The sequence below is a fragment of the Pseudomonas sp. SWRI179 genome, assembly GCF_014268705.1.
Lineage (GTDB): Bacteria > Pseudomonadota > Gammaproteobacteria > Pseudomonadales > Pseudomonadaceae > Aquipseudomonas > Aquipseudomonas zanjanensis.
Map to the genome: position 1 here is coordinate 78,751 of NZ_JABWRA010000015.1, position 25,732 is coordinate 104,482.

24 protein-coding genes, 1 other RNA gene and 2 pseudogenes are annotated in these 25,732 nt (G+C 57.6%); 16 read left to right on the forward strand and 11 right to left on the reverse strand.

The genetic code is table 11. The annotated features are described in order from the left end of the window. Positions 1 to 2 precede the first annotated feature (2 nt). Entirely contained in the window at positions 3 to 1,406 is a 1,404-nt protein-coding gene (locus HU767_RS11035) for a sodium-dependent transporter (RefSeq protein ID WP_186705976.1), read from the reverse strand. Between the two features lie 118 nt (positions 1,407 to 1,524). Here HU767_RS11035 and smpB point away from each other — a divergent pair, with 118 nt between their 5' ends. Then, positions 1,525 to 2,007, forward strand: a complete 483-nt coding sequence (gene smpB / locus HU767_RS11040; protein ID WP_042730880.1) for an SsrA-binding protein SmpB — start codon at positions 1,525 to 1,527, stop codon at positions 2,005 to 2,007. Between the two features lie 198 nt (positions 2,008 to 2,205). Here smpB and HU767_RS11045 read toward each other — a convergent pair whose 3' ends face one another. Beyond that, positions 2,206 to 2,973 (reverse strand): FCD domain-containing protein, encoded by a 768-nt coding sequence (locus tag HU767_RS11045; protein WP_186705975.1) that lies wholly within the window; start codon positions 2,971 to 2,973, stop codon positions 2,206 to 2,208. Between the two features lie 262 nt (positions 2,974 to 3,235). Here HU767_RS11045 and HU767_RS11050 point away from each other — a divergent pair, with 262 nt between their 5' ends. The 11 genes and pseudogenes from HU767_RS11050 to HU767_RS11100 all read left to right on the forward strand — a co-directional run bounded on the left by HU767_RS11050 (position 3,236) and on the right by HU767_RS11100 (position 14,889). Further along, positions 3,236 to 4,930, forward strand: coding sequence for a lactate permease LctP family transporter (locus HU767_RS11050; protein WP_186729527.1), 1,695 nt, complete (start codon positions 3,236 to 3,238; stop codon positions 4,928 to 4,930). A 150-nt stretch (positions 4,931 to 5,080) separates the two neighbouring features. Further along, positions 5,081 to 5,905, forward strand: coding sequence for a (Fe-S)-binding protein (locus tag HU767_RS11055; protein ID WP_186705973.1), 825 nt, complete (start codon positions 5,081 to 5,083; stop codon positions 5,903 to 5,905). Further along, positions 5,902 to 7,359 carry a LutB/LldF family L-lactate oxidation iron-sulfur protein gene (locus HU767_RS11060; RefSeq protein ID WP_186705972.1) on the forward strand — a complete coding sequence of 486 codons (1,458 nt, stop codon included), beginning with the start codon at positions 5,902 to 5,904 and terminating at the stop codon, positions 7,357 to 7,359. Before HU767_RS11055 ends, HU767_RS11060 begins: the two co-directional genes overlap by 4 nt. Further along, positions 7,356 to 8,027, forward strand: a complete 672-nt coding sequence (locus tag HU767_RS11065; protein ID WP_186705971.1) for a lactate utilization protein C — start codon at positions 7,356 to 7,358, stop codon at positions 8,025 to 8,027. The genes HU767_RS11060 and HU767_RS11065 overlap by 4 nt, the downstream gene beginning before the upstream one ends. Beyond that, on the forward strand, positions 8,024 to 10,891 hold the full coding sequence (locus HU767_RS11070) for an FAD-binding and (Fe-S)-binding domain-containing protein (RefSeq protein WP_186729528.1): 2,868 nt from the start codon (positions 8,024 to 8,026) through the stop codon (positions 10,889 to 10,891). The genes HU767_RS11065 and HU767_RS11070 overlap by 4 nt, the downstream gene beginning before the upstream one ends. A gap of 96 nt (positions 10,892 to 10,987) precedes the next feature. Then, positions 10,988 to 11,275: a hypothetical protein gene (locus HU767_RS11075; protein WP_039592339.1), complete on the forward strand. Its 288-nt coding sequence runs from the start codon at positions 10,988 to 10,990 to the stop codon at positions 11,273 to 11,275. A gap of 96 nt (positions 11,276 to 11,371) precedes the next feature. Next, positions 11,372 to 11,768: a transfer-messenger RNA gene (gene ssrA / locus HU767_RS11080) on the forward strand. A gap of 90 nt (positions 11,769 to 11,858) precedes the next feature. Continuing rightward, the gene (locus HU767_RS11085) at positions 11,859 to 12,554 is read left to right on the forward strand and encodes a hypothetical protein (RefSeq protein WP_122569123.1); all 696 of its coding nucleotides are present in this window, start codon (positions 11,859 to 11,861) and stop codon (positions 12,552 to 12,554) included. A 129-nt stretch (positions 12,555 to 12,683) separates the two neighbouring features. Then, positions 12,684 to 13,421, forward strand: coding sequence for a hypothetical protein (locus HU767_RS11090; protein WP_186729529.1), 738 nt, complete (start codon positions 12,684 to 12,686; stop codon positions 13,419 to 13,421). Continuing rightward, positions 13,379 to 13,639, forward strand: a pseudogene (locus HU767_RS11095) (transposase); the annotation flags it as partial. The gene HU767_RS11090 and the pseudogene HU767_RS11095, both read left to right, overlap by 43 nt. 845 nt (positions 13,640 to 14,484) lie before the next feature. Further along, on the forward strand, positions 14,485 to 14,889 hold the full coding sequence (locus HU767_RS11100; RefSeq protein WP_163006894.1) for a hypothetical protein: 405 nt from the start codon (positions 14,485 to 14,487) through the stop codon (positions 14,887 to 14,889). A gap of 57 nt (positions 14,890 to 14,946) precedes the next feature. On the opposite strand, the pseudogene HU767_RS28795 reads toward HU767_RS11100, so the two are convergent. Then, a pseudogene (locus HU767_RS28795) lies at positions 14,947 to 15,096 on the reverse strand (serine recombinase); the annotation flags it as partial. A 235-nt stretch (positions 15,097 to 15,331) separates the two neighbouring features. On the opposite strand from HU767_RS28795, the gene HU767_RS11105 reads away from it, so the two are divergent. After that, entirely contained in the window at positions 15,332 to 16,354 is a 1,023-nt protein-coding gene (locus HU767_RS11105; RefSeq protein WP_122569120.1) for a hypothetical protein, read from the forward strand. A gap of 222 nt (positions 16,355 to 16,576) precedes the next feature. On the opposite strand, the gene HU767_RS11110 is transcribed toward HU767_RS11105, so the two are convergent. Both HU767_RS11110 and HU767_RS11115 read right to left on the reverse strand, forming a co-directional pair. After that, a complete protein-coding gene (locus HU767_RS11110) occupies positions 16,577 to 17,212 on the reverse strand; it encodes a recombinase family protein (protein WP_186729530.1) in 636 nt (211 codons plus the stop codon). 167 nt (positions 17,213 to 17,379) lie between these two features. After that, the gene (locus HU767_RS11115; RefSeq protein ID WP_122569118.1) at positions 17,380 to 18,216 is read right to left on the reverse strand and encodes a hypothetical protein; all 837 of its coding nucleotides are present in this window, start codon (positions 18,214 to 18,216) and stop codon (positions 17,380 to 17,382) included. A gap of 141 nt (positions 18,217 to 18,357) precedes the next feature. Here HU767_RS11115 and HU767_RS11120 point away from each other — a divergent pair, with 141 nt between their 5' ends. From HU767_RS11120 to HU767_RS11130, 3 genes are all read left to right on the forward strand, one after another. After that, positions 18,358 to 18,723 (forward strand): hypothetical protein, encoded by a 366-nt coding sequence (locus HU767_RS11120; protein ID WP_186729531.1) that lies wholly within the window; start codon positions 18,358 to 18,360, stop codon positions 18,721 to 18,723. Between the two features lie 499 nt (positions 18,724 to 19,222). Beyond that, entirely contained in the window at positions 19,223 to 20,347 is a 1,125-nt protein-coding gene (locus tag HU767_RS11125) for a site-specific integrase (RefSeq protein ID WP_189674314.1), read from the forward strand. After that, entirely contained in the window at positions 20,307 to 21,161 is an 855-nt protein-coding gene (locus HU767_RS11130) for a hypothetical protein (protein ID WP_186729533.1), read from the forward strand. Before HU767_RS11125 ends, HU767_RS11130 begins: the two co-directional genes overlap by 41 nt. A gap of 442 nt (positions 21,162 to 21,603) precedes the next feature. Here the strand turns inward: HU767_RS11130 and HU767_RS11135 are convergent, their stop codons facing one another. From HU767_RS11135 to HU767_RS11155, 6 genes are read right to left on the reverse strand one after another with little or no spacing between them, the layout of a single operon-like run. Next, the gene (locus HU767_RS11135) at positions 21,604 to 21,972 is read right to left on the reverse strand and encodes a RidA family protein (RefSeq protein ID WP_186729534.1); all 369 of its coding nucleotides are present in this window, start codon (positions 21,970 to 21,972) and stop codon (positions 21,604 to 21,606) included. A gap of 26 nt (positions 21,973 to 21,998) precedes the next feature. Continuing rightward, on the reverse strand, positions 21,999 to 22,124 hold the full coding sequence (locus HU767_RS29180; protein WP_346343462.1) for an NAD(P)-binding protein: 126 nt from the start codon (positions 22,122 to 22,124) through the stop codon (positions 21,999 to 22,001). Continuing rightward, positions 22,124 to 23,551 (reverse strand): amidase, encoded by a 1,428-nt coding sequence (locus HU767_RS11140; protein ID WP_186729535.1) that lies wholly within the window; start codon positions 23,549 to 23,551, stop codon positions 22,124 to 22,126. The genes HU767_RS29180 and HU767_RS11140 overlap by 1 nt, the downstream gene beginning before the upstream one ends. A 4-nt stretch (positions 23,552 to 23,555) precedes the next feature. Next, entirely contained in the window at positions 23,556 to 24,239 is a 684-nt protein-coding gene (locus HU767_RS11145) for an amino acid ABC transporter permease (RefSeq protein WP_186729536.1), read from the reverse strand. Further along, entirely contained in the window at positions 24,236 to 24,892 is a 657-nt protein-coding gene (locus HU767_RS11150) for an amino acid ABC transporter permease (RefSeq protein WP_186729537.1), read from the reverse strand. The genes HU767_RS11145 and HU767_RS11150 overlap by 4 nt, the downstream gene beginning before the upstream one ends. After that, the gene (locus HU767_RS11155; RefSeq protein ID WP_238349454.1) at positions 24,892 to 25,680 is read right to left on the reverse strand and encodes an amino acid ABC transporter ATP-binding protein; all 789 of its coding nucleotides are present in this window, start codon (positions 25,678 to 25,680) and stop codon (positions 24,892 to 24,894) included. Before HU767_RS11155 ends, HU767_RS11150 begins: the two co-directional genes overlap by 1 nt. Positions 25,681 to 25,732 lie beyond the last annotated feature (52 nt).

A 25,732-nucleotide genomic window follows, 5' to 3' on the forward strand; every position in this document is an offset into this window, starting at 1 on the left:
CGTCACTTCCACAGCTGGGCGGCAAACACTACGAGAATGCCAATGGGCGCCACATAGCGCATCAAGAACAGGCTCAAGGCGAACAATACAGGACTGCGCAGCGACAACTCATCACGCACGGCTTCACGCCCCATGATCCACCCTGCAAACACCACGAAACACAGACCTCCCAGTGGAAGCATGATCCGAGATGTGAAGAAATCAATCACGCCAAAGAAATCCAGCCCTCCGGTTGCTCCCCACTGGTAGAGATGGAACAGCCCGTCTTCGTTCACGAAAAACTTCGCCTGCTTCCATATATTGAAGGAAAACACCGTGCCCAAGCCCACGAACCAGCAAGTGAAAGCCAGCCAGAACGTGACCCAGGCGCGACTCAAGCGGGTGCGCTCGACCAGATAGGCCACCATGGGTTCAAGCAGAGAGATGGCCGAACTCCAGGCGGCAATCGCCACCAGGACAAAAAACACCACGCCCATGACTTGGCCGAACGCCATGCTACCGAAAGCAAATGGCAGGCTGACGAACATCAGCCCCGGCCCTTCGCTGGGGTTCAGGCCGGCGGCAAACACAATCGGAAACAATGCCACGCCCGCCAGCAGCGACACGAAGGTATCCAGCAGCGCAACACCGACAACAGTCCTGGTCAGCGACGCATTTTTCGGCATGTAGGCGCCGTAGATCATGATCGAACCGACCCCGACACTGAGGGAAAAGAACGCGTGCCCCATGGCCGGTAGCAGGCCATCCATGACTTTTTCCGGCTTGAAGTCGAACATGAAATGCACGCCTTCCATGAAGTGTCCGGTCGTCATGCTGTAGCCCAGCAGGACCAGGATCATCACGAAAAGCAAGGGCATCATGATCCGCAGGCTGCGCTCAAGCCCTGCCACCACGCCCCGGGCTATCACCACGGCGGAAAGCACCATGAAAAGCGTGTGCCAAAGCGTGAGTCTCCAAGGGTCGGCGATCACATTGCCGAAGTAAGCGCCGACCTGATCAGGCGTCGCCCCCTGGAAATCGCCTCGCCCCATGTCGATGATGTAGTCCAGCGACCAGCCACCGACCACGCTGTAGAAGGACAAGATCAACAGTGCCGTGATCATCCCGGCGAACGCACCCCAGGACCACTTCGGCGAGTGTCCTGCCTCCACGGCCAACACCTTCAGCGCGTTGGCCGGGCTTTGCCGGGCGCGACGGCCGATCAGTGTCTCCGCCAGCATGACCGGCGCGCCGATCAGGGCGATGCAGGCCAGGAACATCAATACGAAGGCACCGCCACCGTAGACGCCGACCATGTATGGAAACTTCCAGATACTACCCAGCCCCACGGCGGAACCGGTCGCCGCGAATATGAAGACCCAGCGGCTAGCCCAACTGCCGTGGACAGAAACCTTGTCTGTCGACATCGTGATCACGCCCAAGCGTTCAAAAAAGAGGCCGCATTGTCCGGGATTCACTCAACGTGCTCAAGCACGCAGCTTCACCGTAGCCGACACGCACGCAACTGCCTATAATGCCGCCCCTATGGCTAAACAGAAGAAACACCCCACAGGGACCATCGCGCAAAACAAAAAGGCGCGACACGATTACTTCATCGAACAACGTTTCGAGGCTGGCATGGTCCTGGCCGGCTGGGAAGTAAAGAGCTTGCGTGCCGGCAAGGCGCAACTGGTCGACAGTTATGTCTTGCTCAAGGACGGCGAAGCATGGCTGCTGGGCAGTCATATCACGCCGCTGACCACCGCCAGCACCCATGTCATCGCCGATCCCGTGCGTTCGCGCAAGCTGCTGCTCAACAAGCGCGAGCTGGAAAAGCTCTTCGCCTCCGTGCAGCAGAAGGGCTACACCTGCGTCTGCACGTCGTTGTACTGGAGCAAGCACTTGATCAAGTGCGAAATTGCCTTGGGCAAGGGCAAGAAGGAGTACGACAAGCGCGATACCGAGCGCGAACGCGATGCCGGCCGCGAGCTGCAGCGCGCGGTGCGCAACAAGGGCAAGGAAGACTGATTCTTTCGTCCTTGAGACCGCTTTCGCGAGCAAGCCCGCTCCCACACCAGATCCCGGCAATACACAGATCCTGTGTTCACTGAAGATCCACTGTGGGAGCCGAGCTTGCTCGCGATGACGGTGGCACATGCGACAGTGATGTGTCAGACAGACCGCTTTCGCGAGCAGGCTCGCTCCCACAGGGGGCCACCGGCGCGATTACATCCCTTTACGCCGCTCCGCCCGCGCCACGCGCTGTACTTCCTGACGCACCTCTTCCAAGACTTCCTGCACATACAAGATATGTCGGCTGGAAACTTCCCGCGCCTGTTCGGCATGCCCATCCATAATGGCCTGGTACAACTCCCGATGCTGGCTGATCAGCATGTCGCGGGTCTCGCTGCGCTGCTTGTACATGCCGCCGATATTGGTGACGACGTTGCGCTTGAGCAGGTCGAACAAGCCACGAATGGTGTGCAGCAGTACCGCATTATGACTGGCCTCGGCGATCGCCAGATGGAATCGGGCATCCGCCGCGCCCTCCTCCGCCCGACTGACCTCGTCGTGGCGCGAGTAACAATCCTGCAGTTCGTCGAACGCCGCCGTCAGCCGCTCGCGATCCACCTCCGTGGCCCGCAGTGCCGCGTAATAAGCGCAGGAAGCCTCCAGCGTGTGACGGAACTCCAGCAAATCGCGCTGTGCTTCGGGGTTGCTTTCCAACAGTTGCAGCAGCGGATCACTGAACGTCGAGCCCAGCGACTCCACCACATAGTTGCCGCCGCCCTGGCGACTGATCAACAAACCTTTGGCCGTCAGCTTCTGGATCGCTTCACGCAACGAGGGGCGTGACACACCGAACTGCTCGGCCAGGGTCCGCTCGGCGGGCAGCCGCTCACCCGACTTCAGCGTGCCCTCAAGGATCATGCCTTCAAGCCGCTCGACAATATCGTCAGACAAACGGCGCTGACGAATCTGATCAAACCCCATAACTCAATTCTCCACGATCCCGACGGCTCGCCGGGCTCTCTATTCTGGCCCATCCGGGCCGTGCTCACACCCACCAAAAGCCGTTTGTTCGAACGGATCAGATGCCTTCTGCACCGCTTATTCGACGAAAGTTTCAGGGCGGCAAATTGACACACGACAACCAAGGCTTTTACCCTAGCCGACAGCGCTTGTAAATTGGTAATACCAATTATCCAAATCGCTGATCAGTGCCTGACCAACAACAATTAGGGGCCCACCCATCATGCAAACCTGGCAACAGCTCTACAGCCCGCTCGGCAGCCTCGGCTTGTCCGCACTCGCGGCCGTTATTCCCATCGTATTTTTCTTCCTGGCCCTGGCGGTGTTTCGCCTCAAGGGGCATGTGGCCGGCAGCATCACCTTGGCCCTGGCGATTGCGGTGGCGATCTTTGCGTTCAACATGCCCGCAGACATGGCCTTCGCCGCCGCCGGCTATGGCTTTGCCTATGGCCTGTGGCCCATTGCCTGGATCATCGTCGCCGCGGTGTTTCTGTACAAACTGACCGTCAAGAGCGGCCAGTTCGAAGTGATTCGCAGCTCGGTGCTGTCGATTACCGATGACCAACGCCTGCAAGTGCTGTTGATCGGTTTCTGCTTCGGCGCATTCCTGGAAGGTGCCGCGGGCTTCGGCGCACCGGTGGCGATCACTGCCGCCCTGCTGGTCGGCCTGGGCTTCAACCCCCTGTACGCCGCGGGCCTGTGCCTGATCGCCAACACCGCCCCCGTGGCGTTCGGCGCGCTGGGCATTCCGATCATCGTGGCCGGCCAGGTCACCGGGATCGACGCGTTCAAGATCGGCGCCATGACCGGTCGCCAATTGCCCTTGCTGTCGTTGTTCGTGCCGTTCTGGCTGGTGTTCATGATGGACGGCCTGCGCGGCGTGCGGGAAACCTGGCCAGCAGCGCTGGTAGCCGGCTTGAGCTTTGCCATCACCCAATACTTCACGTCCAACTTCATCGGCCCGGAGCTGCCAGACATCACCTCCGCCCTGGCCAGCCTGATTTCCCTGACGCTGTTCCTGAAAATCTGGCAGCCCAAGCGCACCGCCGGCGCCCAGATTGCCGGCACCACCTCCAGCGCAACGGTCACCGCCAACGCCGGCGGTTTCGGCCAACCGCGCAGCACCGTGGCTTCGCCTTACAGCCTTGGGGAAATCATCAAGGCGTGGTCGCCGTTCCTGATCCTGACCGTGTTGGTAACGATCTGGACCCTCAAACCGTTCAAGGCCATGTTCGCCGCGGGCGGCTCGATGTACGGTTGGGTGTTCAACTTCGCCATTCCGCACCTGGACCAGATGGTGATCAAGGTCGCGCCCATCGTGATCAACCCCACCGCCATCCCGGCCGTGTTCAAGCTGGATCCGATTTCTGCCACCGGCACGGCGATTTTCTTCTCCGCACTGATCTCGATGCTGGTACTGAAGATCAACCTCAAAACTGGTCTTACCACTTTTAAAGAGACGCTTTTCGAGCTGCGCTGGCCGATCCTGTCCATCGGCATGGTGCTGGCGTTCGCCTTCGTCACCAACTATTCGGGCATGTCGTCGACCATGGCCCTGGTGCTGGCAGGCACGGGCGCGGCGTTCCCGTTCTTCTCGCCGTTCCTGGGTTGGCTGGGCGTGTTCCTGACCGGCTCCGATACCTCCTCCAACGCGCTGTTCAGCTCGCTGCAAGCCACCACCGCGCACCAGATCGGCGTCAGCGACACCTTGCTCGTCGCGGCCAACACCAGCGGCGGCGTGACCGGCAAGATGATTTCGCCACAATCGATCGCGGTGGCCTGCGCCGCGACCGGGCTGGTGGGCAAGGAATCGGATCTGTTCCGTTTCACCCTCAAACACAGCCTATTCTTTGCAACGATTGTCGGCTTGATCACGTTGGCCCAGGCCTACTGGTTTACCGGCATGCTGGTTCATTAAGTCCTACACGCAATACTGGAAAAACCGACGCCGAACCGTGATTCGGCGTCTGCTATTCACAACCGGGTCTGCAAGGCTGCTGAAAGATTTCCTGGCTATATTCAGCAGCCTCAGCGGACGGATAACCGGGACCACCCGGAGACACGCCTGATGAGCGAGCTTTTCTACAACGCCGTACCGAACGCGACCCGTGTCGCCCCGCCCTTGCCCGAGCCTCGGCAGTACCCCAGCGAGAAACCGCGCCGGGTCTATCTGTTCGGCACATGCGTGGTGGACCTGTTCTATCCCGAAGCCGGAATGGATGCGATTCACCTGCTGGAGCGCGAAGGGATCCGGGTGGACTACCCGCAGGGGCAAAGTTGCTGCGGCCAACCGGCCTACACCTCGGGCTATACCGAGCAGGCGCGGACCGTGGCCCGGGCGCAACTGGCCTTGTTTGCCGAAGACTATCCGGTGGTGGTGCCCTCGGGCTCCTGTGCCGGCATGTTGCGCGAGCATTATGCCGACCTGTTCAAGGACGAGCCGCAAACGCTCAAGCAGGTCCAGGCCTTGGCGGCCCGGACCTATGAACTGGCCGAGTTCCTGCTGTTTGTTTGCAAGGTGCAGCTGAACGACAACGGCGAGCCGGTGAAGGTCGCGCTGCATACGTCCTGCTCGGCACGGCGTGAAATGAATACCCACCTGCACGGCCGCGCGTTGTTGGCGCAGCTGCGCAATGTGGAGCGAGTCGAACACAGCCACGAAAGCGAATGCTGCGGCTTTGGTGGGACCTTTAGCGTTCGCATGCCGGATATTTCCGGTGCGATGGTGGCCGACAAGACCCGAGCGCTGAAGGAATCCGGCGCGCACCAGGTCGTCAGCGCTGACTGCGGCTGTTTGATGAACATCAACGGTGCGCTGGAAAAGCAGCAGGAGGCGTTACGCGGCCAGCACCTGGCGAGTTTCCTCCGCCAGCGCATCGGAGGTGTCGCATGAGCACGCCGACGCTGATTCCGACCGTTGAGGTGCAGGAAGATTTTCGTGCCCGAGCCCATAAGGCCCTGGACGACACGCAACTGCGAAACAACTTTCGCAGTGCGATGGATTCACTGATGACCAAGCGGGCAACGTCCTTCAGCGATGCCCACGAAAGAGAACACCTGCGAGTGCTGGGCAATGCCGTCCGCGCCCGTGCGTTATCCAAGCTGCCCGACCTGCTCGAGCAACTTGAAAGCAACCTGACCCGCAACGGTGTGAACGTGCACTGGGCGGAAACGGTGGACGAAGCCAACGGCATCGTCCTTTCGATCATCCGCGCTCACGAGGCGCGGCAAGTGATCAAGGGCAAATCGATGGTCAGCGAAGAGATGGAGATGAACCATTTCCTCGAGGCTCGGGACATTGAATGTCTCGAATCCGACATGGGGGAATACATCGTCCAACTCGACCACGAGAAGCCTTCACACATCATTATGCCGGCGATCCACAAGAATGCCGGTCAGGTCGCGTCCTTGTTCCACGACAAACTCGGCGTGGAGTACACCAAGGACGTTGACCAACTCATTCAGATCGGCCGCAGGGTCCTGCGGCAGAAGTTCTTCGAGGCCGACGTCGGCGTCTCCGGCGTCAACTTCGCCGTCGCCGAAACCGGCACGCTGCTGCTGGTGGAAAACGAAGGCAACGGGCGGATGTCCACCACCGTGCCACCGGTGCACATTGCCGTGACCGGCATCGAAAAGGTTGTCGAGAACCTGCGTGATGTCGTGCCGCTGCTCTCGCTGCTGACCCGCTCAGCCCTCGGCCAGCCCATCACGACCTACGTCAACATGATCTCCGGGCCACGTAAGGCCGAAGAACTGGACGGCCCCCAGGAAGTCCATCTGGTCCTGCTGGACAACGGTCGCAGCCAGGCATTTGCCGACAGTGAATTGCGCCAGACCCTGAACTGCATTCGCTGCGGCGCTTGTATGAATCATTGCCCGGTGTACACCCGAATCGGCGGCCATGCCTACGGTGAAGTTTACCCGGGGCCTATCGGAAAAATCATCACGCCGCACATGGTCGGCCTGGCCAAGGTGCCCGACCACCCGAGCGCCTCCTCGCTGTGCGGTGCCTGCGGTGAAGTGTGTCCGGTGAAAATTCCGATCCCGGCCTTGCTGCGGCGGCTGCGGGAAGAAAACGTCAAGGCGCCGGACAGCCCTAACCAAGTGATGCGCGGCCAGGGCAGCAAATACTCGCCCAAGGAACGGTTCATCTGGAATGCCTGGGCCTGGCTCAACAGCTCGCCGCGGCTGTACCGGCTGTTCGGCTTCCTCGCCACGCGCCTGCGCGCCCTGACGCCTCGAAACGTTGGCCCGTGGACCCAGAACCACAGCGCCCCCAAACCCGCCGCCCGCTCATTGCATGACCTGGCCCGTGAACACCTGAACCAGCAGGGAGACCGCCGATGAGCGCCAAGGAAAATATCCTCGCCAAGCTGCGTAAAAGCCTGACGGGCACCACGCCGGTTGCCGACAACTTCGATGTCGAGCTGGTGACGCAAACCTATCGCTATGCGCCCGAGGAACGTATCGCGCAATTGCGCAAGCTGATGGAGGCGGTGCACACCGAAATCCACCTGACCTCCGAAGAAGGCTGGCCGGCCCTGCTCGCGCAACTGCTGCGCGACCGTCAGTTGCCGAGCCTGCTCATCGCGCCGACGACCATGCACGGGAAAAAAATCACACAGTTCTGGGCGAACAATCCGGACCTGCCCACCCTCAAGGCCTACGACAGGCCGGTAGAGGAATGGAAAGCCGAACTGTTCAACGACACACCGGCCAGCCTCACAGGGACCCTCGGCGCCATTGCCGCCACCGGCAGTCTGATTCTCTGGCCGACGCGGGAAGAGCCGCGACTGATGAGCCTGGTGCCACCGGTGCATTTCGCCCTGCTCAAGGCCAGCGAGATCCGCGACAACTTCTATGAAGTGCAACAGGAATTCGAATGGGCCCAAGGCATGCCCACCAACGCCCTGCTGGTATCGGGCCCGTCGAAAACCGCCGACATCGAACAAGTCCTGGCCTACGGCGCCCATGGTCCGAAGGATCTGGTGGTTTTGATTCTGGAGGACCAATGACCCTTCCAGCCCCTTTCCTACACGACGTTGAACAACTGATCCCGCAGCAGCGACGTTTCGACGACCCGCTGTCGACCTTGGCCTTCGGCACCGACGCCAGTTTCTATCGGCTGATTCCGAAACTGGTGGTACGCGTCGAATCCGAAGATGAAGTGATTGCCCTGCTGAAACTGGCCCAACGGGACCAAGTCCCGGTCACGTTCCGCGCCGCCGGCACCAGCCTGTCCGGCCAAGCCATCAGCGACTCGGTACTGATTGTGCTGGGGGATAACTGGAACGGGCGCGAGATTCGCGAACAAGGGACGCAGATCCGTTTGCAGCCCGGCGTGATCGGCGCCCAGGCCAACGCCTGGCTGGCGCCGTTCGGGCGCAAGATCGGCCCGGATCCGGCGTCGATCAACGCCTGCAAAATCGGCGGCATCGTCGCCAACAACGCCAGCGGCATGTGCTGCGGCACGGCGCAGAACACCTATCACACCCTCGCCGGCATCCGCTTGGTCCTGGCCGATGGCACGCGCCTCGACACCGAAGACGACAGCAGCGTGGCGGCTTTTCGTACCAGCCATGGCGCACTGTTGGAGCGCCTGGCCACCCTTGGCCGCGAGACCCGCGCCAATACCGAGCTGGCAGCGCGAATCCGGCATAAATACCGTCTGAAAAATACCACCGGCCTGTCACTCAATGCCCTGGTGGATTTCGACGAGCCTGTGGATATCTTGAGCCACCTGCTGGTGGGCTCCGAAGGCACGCTTGGTTTCATCAGTGCGGTGACCTACAACACCGTCGTCGACCATCCGAACAAGGCTTCGGCCCTGATCGTATTCCCGGATGTGGAAACCTGTTGCAACGCCGTCACCGTACTGAAAAGCCAGCCGGTATCGGCCGTCGAACTGCTGGACCGCCGCAGCCTGCGCTCGGTGCAGGACAAACCGGGCATGCCGGATTTCGTACAGCATCTGTCGATCAATGCCTGCGCCTTGTTGATCGAATCCCGCGCGGCTTCTTCGTCATTACTACAAGAACAACTGGCCCGGATCATGGCCTCCCTGGCCGGTTTCCCTGTGGAAAAACAGGTCGACTTTACCGAAGACCCACGGGAAAACGCTCGGCTCTGGGCGATCCGCAAAGACACCTTCCCCGCCGTGGGCGCGGTCCGCAAAACCGGGACCACGGTCATCATCGAAGACGTGACCTTTCCAGTGGAACAACTGGCCATCGGCGTCAACCGTCTGATCGAACTGTTCGACAAACATCACTACGACGAAGCGATCCTTTTCGGACACGCGCTGGAAGGCAATCTGCACTTCGTCTTCACCCAAGGCTTCAACAGCGCCGAAGAAGTCGCACGCTACCAGGCGTTCATGGATGACGTGGCGCAGTTGGTGGCGGTGGAATTCGGCGGCTCGCTCAAAGCCGAACACGGCACCGGGCGCAACATGGCGCCGTTCGTCGAGCTGGAATGGGGCAGCGATGCCTACCAATTGATGTGGCAGCTCAAACGCCTGCTCGACCCCAACGGCATTCTCAACCCGGACGTGGTGCTCAGCGAAGATCCGCAAATCCATCTCAAGCACCTCAAACCACTGCCGGCCGCCGATGAAATCGTCGACAAGTGCATCGAGTGCGGTTTTTGCGAACCGGTCTGTCCCTCCAAGGACCTGACCTTGAGCCCGCGCCAGCGCATCGTGATCTGGCGTGATATCCAAGCGAAGAAACGCGCCGGCACCGACACCACCGAACTGGAACGTGCCTACCAATACCAGGGCATCGACACCTGCGCCGCCACGGGCCTGTGTGCACAACGTTGTCCGGTAGGTATCAATACCGGCGAGCTGGTGAAAAAGCTGCGCAGCCGCGACGCGACGCAGACGAAAACTGCCAACTGGATTGAAGGAAATTTCGCCACCACACTGCAAGGCGCACGCTTCGCCCTGCACGTGGCCAACGGCGCACGCATGCTGTTGGGCGCGCCCCGCCTGGCGAAACTGTCGGCCTCGTTGACACGCCTGTCCAAGGGCCAGGTGCCACAGTGGACCCACGCCATGCCCCAGCCGGAAAAGGCCATTCGTTTCAGCCCCGCCGTCTCGGACGAACGTCCGAGGGTGGTGTACCTGGCGGCGTGCGTATCGCGCGTCATGGGCCCGGCGGCGGGAGACAACGAGCAAATGTCGCTGTACGACAAGACTCGCGGCCTACTGGAAAAGGCCGGTTATCAGGTAGTCTTTCCCGACAATGTAGACAGTCTCTGCTGCGGCCAACCCTTTGCGTCCAAAGGCTACACCGAGCAGGCCGAACACAAGCGCCAAGAACTGATCGGCGCCTTGCTGCACGCCAGTCGTGGCGGGCTCGATCCGATCTACTGTGACACCAGCCCTTGCACGCTACGGCTGGTCCAGGACTTGGGTGACGTGCGCCTGGACCTGTATGACCCGGTGCGTTTCATCCGTACTCACTTGATGGACCGTCTCGATTTCATCCCCCAGGAGGCGCCCATTGCGGTGCACATCACGTGCAGTACCCAGCACCTTGGCGAAAGCCAGGCGCTGATCGATCTGGCGCGCCAGTGCAGCAAACAAGTGGTGATTCCGGAAGGTATCCATTGCTGTGGTTTTGCCGGCGACAAGGGCTTTACCACCCCCGAACTCAACGCCCACTCGCTGCGAAGCCTCAAGGACGCGGTTCAATATTGCACCGAGGGCATTTCCACCAGCCGCACGTGCGAGATTGGTCTGACGCATCATGGGGAAATCGACTACCACGGCTTGGTCTATCTGGTTGACCGTGTCACCCGCCCCAAGCCCGCCAACGGTGAAGGCCTTGCGATAGGGCTCGAAGAAAAATCGAATTCCTGCGCTTCGCTGTAGTCACTTGAATAGGCCCGGCTCCGCTGGGCCACCTACTGACTCGGCCCGGCCGCGACTGTCCAGCGGCACCGAGACCCTACGTTCAAGGAGATACACATGAAGCGCACCGCACTTGCTGGCTTGTTCATTTCCGCTGCGATGTTGGCCTCTCCGGTGTTTGCAGGAAGCCAGGATGACCTTTGCAAAATCAACCTGCAAAAGATCAGCGACGCCAAAGTCAGCACCGAGCAGATGAGCGAAGGTCTAAAGACCGACATCGACGCCACCGTCGGACAAGCCAAGGCTGAGCACGCCAAAGGCACCAAAGAAGGCACCGAAAATTGCATCTCGTTGACCAATCAGGCCATCCAGAAGCTGCAGAACAACGCCAAAGGCGACCAGTAGAATCACCGCAGGCCAACCTTCGGGTTGGCCTCGGACATGGATTGGCGTACACTGCACATGCCTGCCGCTCCAACAGACTCACGGAGCGACAGGTTCGGGGCCGTTTAGGATTCGACGCCGGTTGCGAAACTCTAGGTGCATGCCGAGTTGGTAACAGAACTCGTAAATCCACTGTTGCAACTTCTATAGTTGCCAATGACGAAAACTACGGCCAGGAATTCGCTATCGCTGCGTAAGCAGCCTTAGATCCTGAGCTTCTGGTACCTTCGGGTCCAGCAATCACGAGGGGATGTCCGTAAACCCAAAGTGATTGTCATATAGAACGGAATCGCCGTGCAGTACGTTGTGGACGAATCGGCTAAAACTTACACAACTCGCCCAAAGCACCCTGCCCGTCGGGTCGCTGAGGGTTAACTTAATAGACACGGCTACGCATGTAGTACCGACAGCGGAGTACTGGCGGACGGGGGTTCAAATCCCCCCGGCTCCACCAAACAAGTTAAACAAATCAGGCACTTAGCAGATAAAGCAAGTGCCTTTTTTGTGCCTGAATGGGCTGTTTTGGCTCCGGAATGTCAGCTTAATGACAGCTTTTATAGCGCGCCCTGTTCATCTCCTGGCTGGGCGCTCATCTACGATTGCGGATAGGCGCAGGGATATCGAAGCGATGATGGGTGTTGAAGTTTTCGAGAGCGCCTTCAACGAGCTCAGGGCGCGTTTCGCTGGCCTGACGAAGGATGTATATCTGGTACCACGCGAGCAGATGAAAGAGGAAACTGACCTTCTACGACTGTGCGGAGTTGAGTACGACGAAAAGCTCTATTTCAACGATCAAGCGGCTGACTTGGCTACCTACAGAACCAGTGACGCCGGAGGCGTAACTATCAATTTTTTACGGGGCGGCAGTGGTCGTAGCGCGGTCTTCATTAACGAGAGCTGCATGCCTGAGGGTACCCGTGAGGATCTCGTTTGGCTCTGGCGGTACAACTCGCTACATCACGAGTTGATGCATGCCCTTGATTTCAACAAGCAGAAAAATTTCAACACCTCTACACGAACGATGGATCTAGTAGGTGCTGAAGTCTTCGCCGATCAAAGAACCTTGCTGCACTTGAAATCCAAAATGTCCAACGGATTCATGAAAATTGCCTTGCAGCAATATGCCCAGAACGCCCGGACGATGGGCGAAAAGGTGGGTATTAGGACTCAGATCTACCAGCGTCTCCTAACCAAAATTGATCAGAAAACTATCAATTATTGGGCGACAATGGAAATCTAGCGACACAGCTATTGATGCCCTGTACTCAACGACCGATGTTAAGAAACCCAGGGTTATACGATCAAGGATGCTACGTTTTTCGTCCTTACCATTAAACTCAGACTGACTTGCATACGAGCAGGCAAGAAGATGATGTTTCTAAAAAAAATTAGCACCTTAATAGCGGCACTAGGCGTAGTTGGCTTATTCATAGGATTAGCCATTGACTTCCCAGACTTCCGTGAGAAGTACTTCTACAAGCACGGACTCTGGTCAGGAAAGTTCTCAACGACAACAGAGTACACCATAATCACTGGAGACTACCCAGAAACCCCAGCTGGCCAGCCTCGCTTCGTCGTAAACATAGAGTCAGCCGAAGGTTCGGGATCTGTACATGGCGAAATGTTTTCAGAAGGAATTTGCAAATACAACCCTATTTCTTGGTACTTCTACCTCGACAGTGACGCCCCTGGGTTACAAGGTTATGCAAGCCTGGGACATTCTAGGAAATTCATACTAAGTTACCTTCGTGATTCAAAAAAAGTCCCCATGGCCGAAATAAAAATCACCATATCAGAACCTCATGACTCACCTACAGCCATGGAAATAGAACCATTAGCAGTTGCGCCAGGGCTTGAAATACCAGGAAAAATCATAGCTGGGAAAGATCTTGAAGCTTACAGTGACGACTACGATTTTCTTCAGGATTACTGCGGGAAAACAAGCCAGGAGTTTCATATCAAAATGATAGAAATGATTAAAGAAGAGCGCATCAATGAGGAAAAGCGCAAGCTAGAACATAAAAAGACACAAGAAGAAAAGGCTAGTGAGACTGAATCGCCACTGTTATCCCGTTTTTTGTCTTCCCGCCTGCCATTCGGAAAGTGATCTATACGACCAACGCGATCGAGAGCATCAACGCTCAGTTACGAAAGATCATCAAGACAAGAGGCCACTTCCCAACTGATGACGCTGCCACCAAATTAATCTGGCTGGGCTTGCGCAACATCACCGCAAACTGGGGCAGTGCAGCCCATGACTGGAAAAGCGCCATGAATCAATTCGCGATCCTGTACGGGGACCGGTTCATCAGGCCGACGTGGTAAATGAAGGTCTGCCTAACGGCAGGCCGTCACCGGCCGCACACAAAAAATCTGACACTCCCTCCGCCGCTGTCATACGATACATTGTAACTGTGAAAGCCCCTTAGTCCCGGGACTGTAGCGACGACACTTCCTCACGACACCCCCTTACCTTGACGATAACACCCCTTTACAACACGCCTTAACCTGCACAAGACGCCCTGAAAAACCCGCACCCCAGCAACCATGCGGGTTGCACCAGCAACACCTCTTCACGGCACCCCTTACCTGGACGACAACACCCCTTTACGACACCCCTTAACCTGTACAAGACACCCTAAAAAACCTGAAACCCAGTAACCATGCGGGCTACAGCGGCAACACCTTTTCACGACACCGCTTCGGCCAAAAATCGGCAGATTCTCTCTATGTGAGGTGAACCGTCAGACTCCCATAAGCAATAGAGGTAGTGTGAGCATGCTTTTTTGAAACATGTGTCGCGAAGCGGATATGAGCGGCGCGCCGGTTACCCTCGAATTCAATCAGCCAGGTACCGGCGGAAAGGGATTTGAGGAGGATGAAATCCTTGGGATTGGCACAACGGGTGAGAAGCTGAAGCCAGTGCAAATTTTCAGCCCAGAAGGAGCAAGACATGGACTCGATTGAGCTACTGGTTTATGCGGTCATCGGCGTGGTCGGCACGCTGGGGGTGGCTGCGGTGATTGGCTACAAGGTCGCAGATCATCTCGACAAGAAGCATCACACCGACTGATTTTGCAGCACATCGGCAGATGCGCATGGTGGTGGCTTGGGATTCGCCAGTGCTCGGGTAACGTTCAGGCATGTGCCAAGTCCAGCAGGTTCACGTCATGAGCAAAGTTAAGTGCCCGTGCTGCAAGAAGATGATGGTTCCGAAGGTGGTCACCAGCGCGCCGTTCTACATCAATGGAATACCCGTGGGCGGCGGTGACCCGGAGTCGTCCGTATGCCCCTTCTGCCTGTCGCAGAAGTGGATGCTCACCGAACATCAGGCTCTGGCTGCCGGCAAGGCCAATGCCGAGTTCTACGGCATCATGGTTCTCGCCTTGGTGAACATCGTTGCGTTCGCCCGTTTCGGCGAACTGGCGGGCGGTATGACGCTTGCGGTGTCAGTCGCAAGCTTCTCCTGCGCGCCAGAATTATCAGGGCATTGCTACGGCACCTGGGCCGTTAGACGAGCCAGCGCATTCCAGGCGACCGGAATGCTACCCAGGCGACGAATACAGCCTGGGTAGAATTCGTAAAGGATGTCGCTGCTGCTCGACAGTGCGCAAAACTGCGTCGCTACTTGATCATTTCATCGCGGATTTAAGCGCTGTGGTGGTACTGAACCCTGTATGGCGAGCGGTTGCCCGAATGCCCTGCCCAGCGCCAAGCAGCTCACCAACGCGCTGATGCAGCCCCTTTTCAGGCGGACCTTTGTAAACACCGGAAAATTTTGCCCCTCCCAAGGGGAAGGTTGGCCGTTCGAACCGGCTCTGACACCATACATTCCCTGCCTCGTAGCGTTTTTCTGATTCCTCCGAATGCATCCATGAGTGCACGGTGGGTGCAGGAACCCAAGCCTCTCGCCTCCGAATCTCTCTCCATCCTCATATTCCGTCCCTTTCTTCAGCTGAACATTGCCTACACTCGCAGTGTGTAGACCAATCTCGTGCTTATAGGGGGGTGCCCAGGTTGACTATTAACATCGCAATCGCCACTTATGATGCAATCGTCCTGGGGTGTGACAGCCTTTCAAGCCAGGTAGAGCAAGCAATTTTGCCTTTCCGGAACGGGGGCGGTTTTGCCCGAGATGCTGATGGCAACGAATTGATTGATGCGACAGGCCATAAAGTGGTTTCGGCAGCGGAGTTGAGACCTTACGTAACCAATGTATTCGGTGGCGCACAGAAGATGTTCTGCCTTTATGAAGACGAGGACACTACCGTAGCTGCAGTCACTTCTGGGATGGCCACCCTTTGCGGGGTTACGATTGCGGGAGTGGCCAACCGCTTCAAAAAGAGAAACGCAGGAGAGGGGGCTACCTTTCGTACTGTTCAGGCCGTCGTTGAGGCATTTTTGGCGCACGTTCGCCAGGAGTGGGAGGCTGAGGTCGAATATGCGACCGCCCCGGAAGAGCTAAGACCTTATTTTCCAGACCTCCAGTTCATCGTGGGCGGTTACGGCACGGATGATGCTAGCAGTAAGGTATTCAAGCTATCGGTCAGCGCTTTGACGGTTGAAGAGCAGTTCGCTTGGCGAAGTCGTTCGGGAACCTGTTTTGCTGGGCAGTCGGATTTCGTTGAACGGCTACTCGTTGGGGTTGATGGCAGGCTTGCAGATCAAATTAATGTGACCGTTGGTCAATTAATGGCCAGCCAGGCGCCGGCGATTGTCCAAGCTTTTACTGATCAATTGAGAGCTGCAGGTGGCGAAATACCTGACGGATTCACGTTTTCCACTCCAGGTTCTCCTGTTGAGCTACCATGGTGGGACAGTGTTGCTCGTATTGACTTTGGAAATTTGCCTGCACAGTATGCCGTCGATTTAGCGGAGCTTTTGGTTAATTTGCAGTCAGGAATGCAACGCTTCGCAAGTGGTGTAGCGACCGTAGGTGGAAGGACTCACATCGGGGTGCTCAAGAGGGGCGAGAAATTCGTCATGCTCAATGAGCCAAAATTGGTACATAACCACACGGGTTATTCTCATGATTTATAGCAATCGCGATTCGTCTGGTCAGATTGGTTCAAAAACGCAGGAAGAACGAGGCAGCTTTGCCGGTTCTTTTGCTTGCTCTGATCGCAGTGGCGCAATTCCTTCGCTGCAGGATTCCCGCCCCCCTGTGCAACCCAGCACCTCGGTGAAAGGGTGTTCGACTACGTTTCGAAACGGGATGATTGAGGTCGCTTAACAGTATTTCAGCTACAAAAAAGGCCAGCATTAGCTGGTCTTTTTATTTTCTGATGCGTGTATGTCGCGAATTCTTAGCACTGTAGTTGTCGAGCAATCAGCGTGACGAGCGGTTGCCCTAATACCTAGTCCGGCGCCGAGCAGCTCGGTAACGCGCTTATGCAGGTCTGCATCGACTGGCCGGCCCTGATACTTGCCGGCGGCCTTTGCCTTCTCGATGCCCTGGGCCTGGCGCTCGCGCCGTTGCTCGTAATCCTTGCGTGCAATAGCTGCCATCATCTCTACCAGCATTGAGTTAATCGCCCCCAGCATCCGGCCGGTTAACTCGTCGCCTTTTGTGTCCTGCATTCCCTGGTGACTGGTCGGCAGGTCTAGCGCGACGATGCGCAAGCCCTTGGAATCGATCGCAGCCTTGAGCTTTTGCCAGTCTTCTACCGGGAGGCGGGAGAGGCGGTCTATGGATTCCACCAGCAGCACGTCACCCTTGCGCGCATCTTTCAGCAGGCGCAGCAACTCCGGCCGGTCGGCGGTGGCGCCGCTGACGTTCTCCAGGTACACGCTGGCGATGACCTTGTTATGGTCGCTGGCGAACTGCTCAAGCGAGGCGCGGGCGCGGCCGGCGTCTTGCTCTTCGGTGGATGCTCGGAGGTATGCGCGGATGAACATGACGGGTGCCCGTATCAGTTAGGGCGTTCTACTAGAACTGTTGCATTTTGGGTGTTACTTATAAAGCGAAAAGTCTGAAAAAGACAAAATAAGCCCGTATCTAGATAGGCATACCCAAAAAAATCGTCGCAGACTTGCGAAAGCCTGCGACGAAAAGACCAGCAGAATTATTTCCCTACGAAGTAGAGTGCCCGGCCTTGGTTGAAGATGGCCGCCGGGATCGAATCCTTCCTAAGTCGCTGACCAGGATGGTAGATGTAGATCCATTCGGGTAGGTACTTCGATGCCTGCAGCATGGCTTCCGAGGTCGTCATGTCGTTCTTGTAGGCATCAAGCGTGAACTGGTTGTGCCGGATAAATATCGGCCCGTAGCTGCGAGGCGACGCCAAGAAGCTTGGTGACGCAGCGGGTGTATCTGCGAATGGGATAGGACGTTCCACAAAGATATCTGCTGGCGTTGCGTACGAGCGCGAATGATCATCAGGATATCGGCCGGTCTGCATACCCAGCTTTGACAAACCACCTGAAAAACTCTTTCTGCGGGCCTCCTCCACTTTCTGCAGGACCAAATCCGATGCCTCCTGTGGTGAGCCGGCCTGATCGGAAGGCACCCAGGCAACAACCTGAGTTGCCCGAACCGGATCACTTGATCCACCCAGTAGCATCAAACCCAAGCCAACACCTGCGGCTGCGCCACCGCTCATGCCTGAAGGTGGTGACACATATCCAATTGCACTTAATCCAGCGTCCCCTAGCCCTGCCACTGAGCTGTTGGTGGGGCTCACTCTATCAACTCCCCCTACCATCTCGATTGGAACGTCACGCTGCCCGGAAATCCCCATGGCAGTCAGAACGTGCATCGCATCCGACCATTTTTCCTTCGGGACATCCTTTGGCTCAGGAAGCTGAACAGTCTTCGGCGATTGAGTGGAAGAACACCCAACCAGAAAAGCTACTGCCGCAGCCAGCAAGCTGACTCGAATCACTGTTGATCTACTACCCATGGCGCTACTCCCTGTTGTGATCAACACAGCTTACGGCGGCTTGTAGAAAACCCAACGGCATACACCTGCGACAGGGCCGGCTTGGGATTTCCAAGACCTGGCATAGCGTGTCATGCAACGTCATGCACACGGAGCACCACCATGGAATTTCGTGACCTTGGGAACGGGCGAACTTTCCCACCAGTAGCACCGAATGGCCGGATTTACGCCGTACCAGTCACCCAGGAAAACCAGGTAGAAATTTTCTGCCTGACACCTGAAGGAGTCATTGGAAGCGGAGTCAAGGCCAACTGGGCTGAGATCACAGGTTTCTACTACGACGACGAGTCCTGGAAAATCATCCTGCGCAACTACATCGGCAGGGGAATGCGTTTCCGCCGGGGTGTGCCCTGTGGAATCGTCGAAGACGGTTGCGAAACCTTCAAAACAAATATTCAAGGGTTCGCAATCCCAATCTGCGTAATGAACCGTATCGCTTTCGAGCAGAAAAAACTGCATCAGACCTGATGGCGGCTTTGGTCTTTCAGAGCAACCAGCAGCCTGACTACGTCGTGTGGCTTGCCCATACCCTGGTAGGGAATTTCTCAGAGATCTAATTTCCGTCGCTTTTGTTGCGTGAAAGCGAAACCCACGCCAGGAAACCGTCCGTAGGCTGTATCCGAGTAGTTAAAGGAAGTCGGATATGACCAACAGAACTGTTAGACGCTGCTCGCATGAGCAAGCCATCTACGCCCAATCGATACGCGGCCTATGCGCAATCGTTACCCCTGAATAGCCAGGAATACCGACGCATGCGCTACGTAACCGTGAGGAAATTTGCCAGCGAGTCTGGTTACTCCGAAGACGCTATCCGCTCGAAGCTTCGCGACGGAATTTGGCGGCTCGGCGATATATGGATCAAGGCGCCAGATGGCCGAGTATTAATTGATGTGGAGGGATATGAGTCGTGGGTAGAGATGGGCGGGGAGTTCGGGCAGTCTCCGAGTCGAGTATCGAAATCACGTTCATGTATCGCGGCGTTCGGTGCCGTGAGCGTATCGCGCTCAAGCCCACCGCCACTAATCTGAAACGTGCCGAGCAGCACAAGGCAGCGGTCGAGCACACGATCGCCAATGGCACGTTCGACTACGTCGTCACCTTCCCCGGCTCGCCCAGGGCCGCGAAGTTCGCGCCCGAAGCCAGGCGGGAAACGGTCGCCGGCTACCTGACCAAGTGGCTGGCAAACAAGAAGCAGCACGTATCGAGCAGCACCTTCGACGGGTACCGGAAAATCATTGAGCAGCGCCTGGTGCCGGCCCTCGGCCCTACCCTGCTGGTCGACCTGAAACGCAAGACCGTGCGCGACTGGCTCAACACCCTGGAGATTTCCAACAAGACGCTGAGCAACATCCAGAGCTGCCTGCGCTCAGCCTTGAACGATGCAGTCGACGAGGAAGAGCTGATAGAAACCAACCCGATGGCCGGCTGGACCTTCTCGCGAAAGGATCAGGTGAAAGAGGATGACGTTGACCCGTTCACGCCAGAGGAACAGCGGGCGATCCTGGCCGCGCTCGATGGCCAGGCCAGGAACCTAGTGCAGTTCGCGTTCTGGACAGGGATGCGTACCAGCGAAATGGTCGCGCTCGACTGGGGCGCTATCGACTGGCTGAAGGGTGAGGTCTACGTCTCTCAGGCTATGACCCAGGCAGCGGCCGGCGAAGCCGAGGTGACCAAGACCATGTCGGGCAAGCGCCGCATCAAGCTGTTGGCGCCAGCAATGGAAGCCCTGGTAGCGCAGAAGGCTCACACCTTCCTGGCCGGTAACGAAGTGTTCCAGAACCCGCGCACCCTGCTCCGCTGGACTGGCGATCAACCGATTCGCAAAACCATGTGGGCGCACGCGGTGAAGAAAGCCGGCGTGCGGTACCGGCGCCCTTACCAGACCCGTCACACATATGCCTCGATGACGCTGTCCGCTGGCGAGCATCCGATGTGGGTTGCCCAACAGATGGGGCATAGTGACTGGACGTCTATCGCTAGGGTATACGGTAGGTGGATGCCGTCAGCGGATGAGGCGGCGGGAAGCAAGGCAGCCAAACTATGGAGCGTGAATGAACAGCATGCAGACACAAGGAAAGTTATCGAGAGCTAGCGTAGGAGAGTTCAGCGCCAGTGATTGGAAGTCTGAGGGCCATGCGCTTTTACTATCTTCCAAGCTTCTCAGGTTGCAGTGGTTAATCAGCAGGAGAAAACTGGTTCGAAGGTTACGAGAGGATAACTTTGGGACTGTAGGGTTTGTATCCAAAAACATAGACTTAATGAATATGGATCGATCTCTTGTTAAGTCATCTACCTTGCTGATCGGTTACGCTGTCGAGATGTACCTGAAAGCAGGGCTGGCATCCGCATTGACGGGCGGCCCAGAAGACCTGTTCATCTATTTATCAAAACACAGATTCAAGCATAACTACTGCGAGATCGCTAATTTCATTAGCTACCCCCTTACTCAGCAGGATAAAAATGATCTCGAAACATTAAAAAACGCCGTAGAGTTCGATGCTAGATACCCGATATCTGTCGCTTCGGATGAAGACTATATAAGTAAGTTCAATGAGCGTCGGCAACGATTGGCAGACAATGCAAGATACAAGAGATATAGGCGATTAGTAGAAAAGCTAGATCGTTACTCAATCAAGCTACGTGGAACGGGAATAGACCCCCTAAGTCACGGGGATTTTGAGTTCGACGGGGATGGCTACCTTTTTTACAGGATGGGTGGAGGAATGCCTTCCAGAATCACATATAAACTCGGCTCTGGAGATGCAAGGGAATTTTCGTGCCTGAACGAACTCAAGGATGCCAGTGTGGGTGGAAACGCCATTCTGCGGCTCATCTGGGAAAAAGCGGAAATCTACGAGCAACGCGGATCTGGAAAGAAGATCAAGTTCGACAAAGTTTCAGAATGACAGCTTTATGCCAGCCTCTGGCCTAGAGACAACATGCTTCCTGGATCAGACGCAGGTTCAAATCCCCCCGGCTCCACCAACTCGACAAAAAAGACGTCCACGGACGTCTTTTTTTGTGCCTGGAATTCAGTGAAACCAAGGGTTTCATCGCCATTGGCTTCTGTAGAAGAATTTTGAGTTCCAGCCGTTTGGGTATTCCAAATGGTATTCCAAATGGTATTCCAAGCCATACGGTGCTATTTTTTGGAATACCAAAACGGTGTCAGAGGAAGCTCTCATGCCTGCTCCAGCCCTTCGCCTTTCCGACCGCCAGCTCAAGGCAGTCAAGGCAAAAGACAAGGATTACGTCCTTAGCGATGGTGACGGCCTTCAGCTTCGAGTCAGGAGACCAGCACATCTTACGCACCCCACCGCAACCCAAAAAAGCGACGCCCCAACCTTCTCAAACACCAAAAGCAGGTTTCACCGCTATAACCATAATCTCCACCAGCACCTCAGGCCGCGCCAGGCGCGCCTGAACAGTGGCCCGTGCCGGAGCGCTATCCGCTGGCAGCCAGGCGTCCCACACCGCATTCATCGGCGCGAAATCACGATTAATGTCCTTGAGCCAGATCTGTGCGCTCAAAAGCTGGCCCTTGTCGCTGCCCGCCAGCGACAACAAGGCTTCGATCTTGGCCAGCACCTGCCGCGTCTGCTCTTCGATGCCAACGTGTAGATCCGTGGGCACCTGGCCGGAGAGGTAAAGCAGATCGCCGTGACTGACCACACCGGACATCCGCGCGTTGCTCTGAAAACGTTGAATCGTTGCCATCGGGTTTACTCCGTGAATTGAGAAAGTTAAGGCGCTGCGCTAGCAGAGCGGGATCGGCCAGCGCTTGCAACGGTGACGTTACGACCGGCCTTGTGTAGAAACCAGGCACTGCTCAAGCCAACGATATCAGCTCCGACGACACAGATTTCCATCACGCCACCACCCTGTCCGACAGGTCCCAACCCACAGGCCGCCGCTGGTGCCAATCACTGATTTGCTGGTAGGCATGGGCGATCCGCAGGACCAAGGGTTCGGCGAAAGCACGCCCGACGATCTGCATCGAGACCGGCATACGTTGCTCGTCGAAGCCCACCGGCAGCGCCACTGAACAGAGATTGAGCAGGTTGGCGAAACGGCCGAGCAAGGCCAGCGGCGTGCCGTATTCATCGACCTGACTCAGCGGTACGCTGCCAATGGCGTTGGTCGGAAACGCACAGGCATCGACATTGGACATGGCTTCGTCCATGGCTTGGCGGGCAACGCGTCGCTGGTTGTGCAAATCGATATAAGCCGCCGCGTCGATGGCGCGTCCGCTCAGCACCCGACGCTGCACATGAGGATCGAAGCGCAGATCATCGCGTTCGAACAGGCTACCAAGGCTGGCGTAGCCTTCGGCACTCATGAGGCCACCGGCAACGCGCATGCACTGCTCCAGCGAAGTCGGTAGCGGCTGTTCGACCAAATGCATGCCCAGTGCGACCAATTGCTCAAGCCCCTGGTCATAGGCTGCCAATACGCCAGGCGCGATGTGTACGCGTTCGGCCTGTGGCAGCACCCAGATGCGCAGACCGGCCACCGGAAGATTCAAGCCTGCCGCGGCACTGAAGACTGGCGACTTGGCCGAGACCGAATCCAGCGGGTCCGGCCCCAGCAGCGCGTCAAGCATCCACGCGGCGTCTTCGACGGTGTGCGTAATCGGTCCCACCGAATCCAGCGATGGACACAATTCAATCAACCCGTGACGGCTCACCAACCCACGCGTGGTTTTCAACCCCACCAGACCACACATACCCGCCGGAATCCGCACCGAGCCGCCGGTATCGGTGCCCAATGCCGCGCTTGCCAATCCGCCGGCCACGGCCACCGCGGAGCCACTGCTGGACCCGCCTGGAGCACGATGCACGTCGCAGTCCCATGGATTCCACGGCGTGCCCATCACGGCATTGGTGCCCCACCCCCCGAAAGCAAACTCTACGGTGTGGGTCTTGCCCATGATGATCGCCCCGGCGCGCTCCAGTCGCTGGACTGCCGTGGCGGTGAGCCGCGAGATACGCGGCTGCTGTGCCAGCGAACCACCGGTGATGGCCTTGCCGTCGATTTCGAACAGATCCTTGATCGCAACCGGAATGCCATGCAATGGCCCCAAGTTGACACCGGCAGCCCGTTGCCGATCGGCTGCGATGGCGGCACCGAGCGCGCGTTGGGGATACGCCTCGACATAAGCATTGAGTTGACCGTTGAAACGCTCGATCCGCTCCAGTTGCGCGCCAACCAGGGACTCGCTTGTGAGCGCTCCGGAGGCCAGCGCTTGCCGCAACTGGCCGATGCTGTGGGAAGCGGTTCGATCCTTGATGTTCATGTGTTCAGCCTCGAATGGTTTTGCGTCCGCGAGAAAATCGTACTTCCAGCACTCGCGATAACAGAGAAAGAGGGAAAGCAATGACGAAATAGAACAACCCCACCAGCAGGAAAATATGCATCGGCAAAAAGGATTCGGACGCGATGGCCCGGGCCGCCAGCATCAACTCATCGGTGGCGATCAGGGCGCACAGGGAGCTGTCCTTCAGAATCGACACGTAGGCATTGAGCAACGGCGGCAACATGCCGCGAATGGCTTGCGGAAAGATCACCGAGGTGAAGGCTTGCAACGGCGTCAGGCCGGTAGCGATGGCCGACTCACGTTGGCCGCGATGCAAGGAGTCGAGTCCACCGCGCAGGATTTCCGCGACGTAGGCCGAGCCCTGCAAGCCCAAACCGATGGCGCCGGCCCAGTAACCAGACAGCGTCAGCCCGAGGCTGGGCAAGGTGAAGTACAGCGCCAGCAGCAACGCCAGGAGCGGCACCGCACGCATCCCCTGGATGAAGAACACCGCCAAACGCTTGAGCAATACGCTGGGGCTCTTCATCGCCCAGGCCAGTAACGCGCCCAACACCGCCGCCAGGGCGAAGCCTGTCAGGGACAGCTCGGCGCTGACTCGCGCGCCGAGTAACAGGCGCCCGAACCAATCGCTCCAGTATTCCGGGTATTGTTGGAAAAAACTGATCATCGCGCCGCCCTCAGATGACGTTCAAGTCGGATGAAGCCCACGCCAATTGGCAGGATCATCGCCGCATAGATGCACATCACCGCCAGATAAATCAGCGAGGTCTGGAACGTGGAGGTCACAAGATTACGGGCAAGGAACATGATTTCCGGCACGGCAATGGCCGAGGCGATGGACGTGTCCTTGATCAGTTGCGTGACATAGTTGGCGTAAGCCGGCAACGCAACGCGCAGGGCCTGGGGCAAGAGGATGTAGCGCAAAATTTGCAGACGGTGCAAGCCGACAGCCTGTCCGGCTTCATTCTGGCCGACGTGCAGCGATTGCAAGCCGGCTCGGAAAGTATCGGCCAGCACTGCGCTGCCTACCAGGCTCAAACCGACGATGGCCGCCAACCACGCGGGCAAGTTGATTCCCAGATAGGACAGCCCGAAGTAGATCAGGAACAAGTGCGCCAGCGCAGGCACGTTGCGCATCCATTCGATAAAACAGGCGATGGCGCCGTGTACCAGTCGCGATCGGCTGAACGTCAGTAAAACCGCCAGTATCAAACCGCCCGCACTGGCCAGCACCAAGGTGCAGAGGGCGATTTGCAACGCGTTCATTGCGCCTTTCAACAGCAAGGGCAACAGTCCGAGGAAAGCTTGCAGATTCACCATCAGGCGCTCTCCACAGCCATGCGCCCCAGAAAACTGCGGGTGCGTTCGTGACGAGGGTTGTCGATGACTTGCGCCGACGGCCCCTGTTCGACAATGCGCCCGCCGTCCATGAAGATCACCCGATCCGCCACATCGCGAGCAAACCTCACTTCGTGGGTGACCATGATCATGCTGCGGCCCTCTTCCGCCAGCTCGCGAATCACGGCCAACACTTCGCCGACCAACTCGGGATCCAACGCCGAGGTCGGTTCGTCGAACAGAATCACTTTCGGTTGCTGGGCCAAAGCCCGGGCGATGGCGACCCGCTGTTGCTGACCACCCGACAACTGCTCGGGATAAGACTCGGCCTTGTGCCGCAGATGGACTTTTTCCAACATCGCGTCGGCCAATTCGTACGCCTGCTTGCGCGGCATGCCTTGGGCCTTGATAGGACCGAGCGCGACGTTATCGCGCACGTTCAAGTGCGGCCAGAGATAGAACAACTGGAACACCATGGCGATCTCGCGGCGCTGCGGCGCCATCTCCCGATCACTCATCAGGCGTAAACGCTTACCGTCCTTGACCTGCCCGATCAGCTCATCCCCCAGCCAGATCTCGCCGCTGGTGGGTTTTTCCAGGTAATTGATGCAACGCAAGCAAGTGGACTTTCCAGAACCGCTTGGGCCAATCAATGACAGGGTCTCACCGGGCTTCAACTCCAGGCTGATGCCCTTGAGCACTTCCAGATCGCCATAGTTCTTGTGTAATTCGTGCACGCGCAGCAACGCGGTGTCAGACGGGCTCGACATCTTGGCTAACCTCTTTTTGTTATAGGCATGGCGATGAGTCCGGCGCATCGGC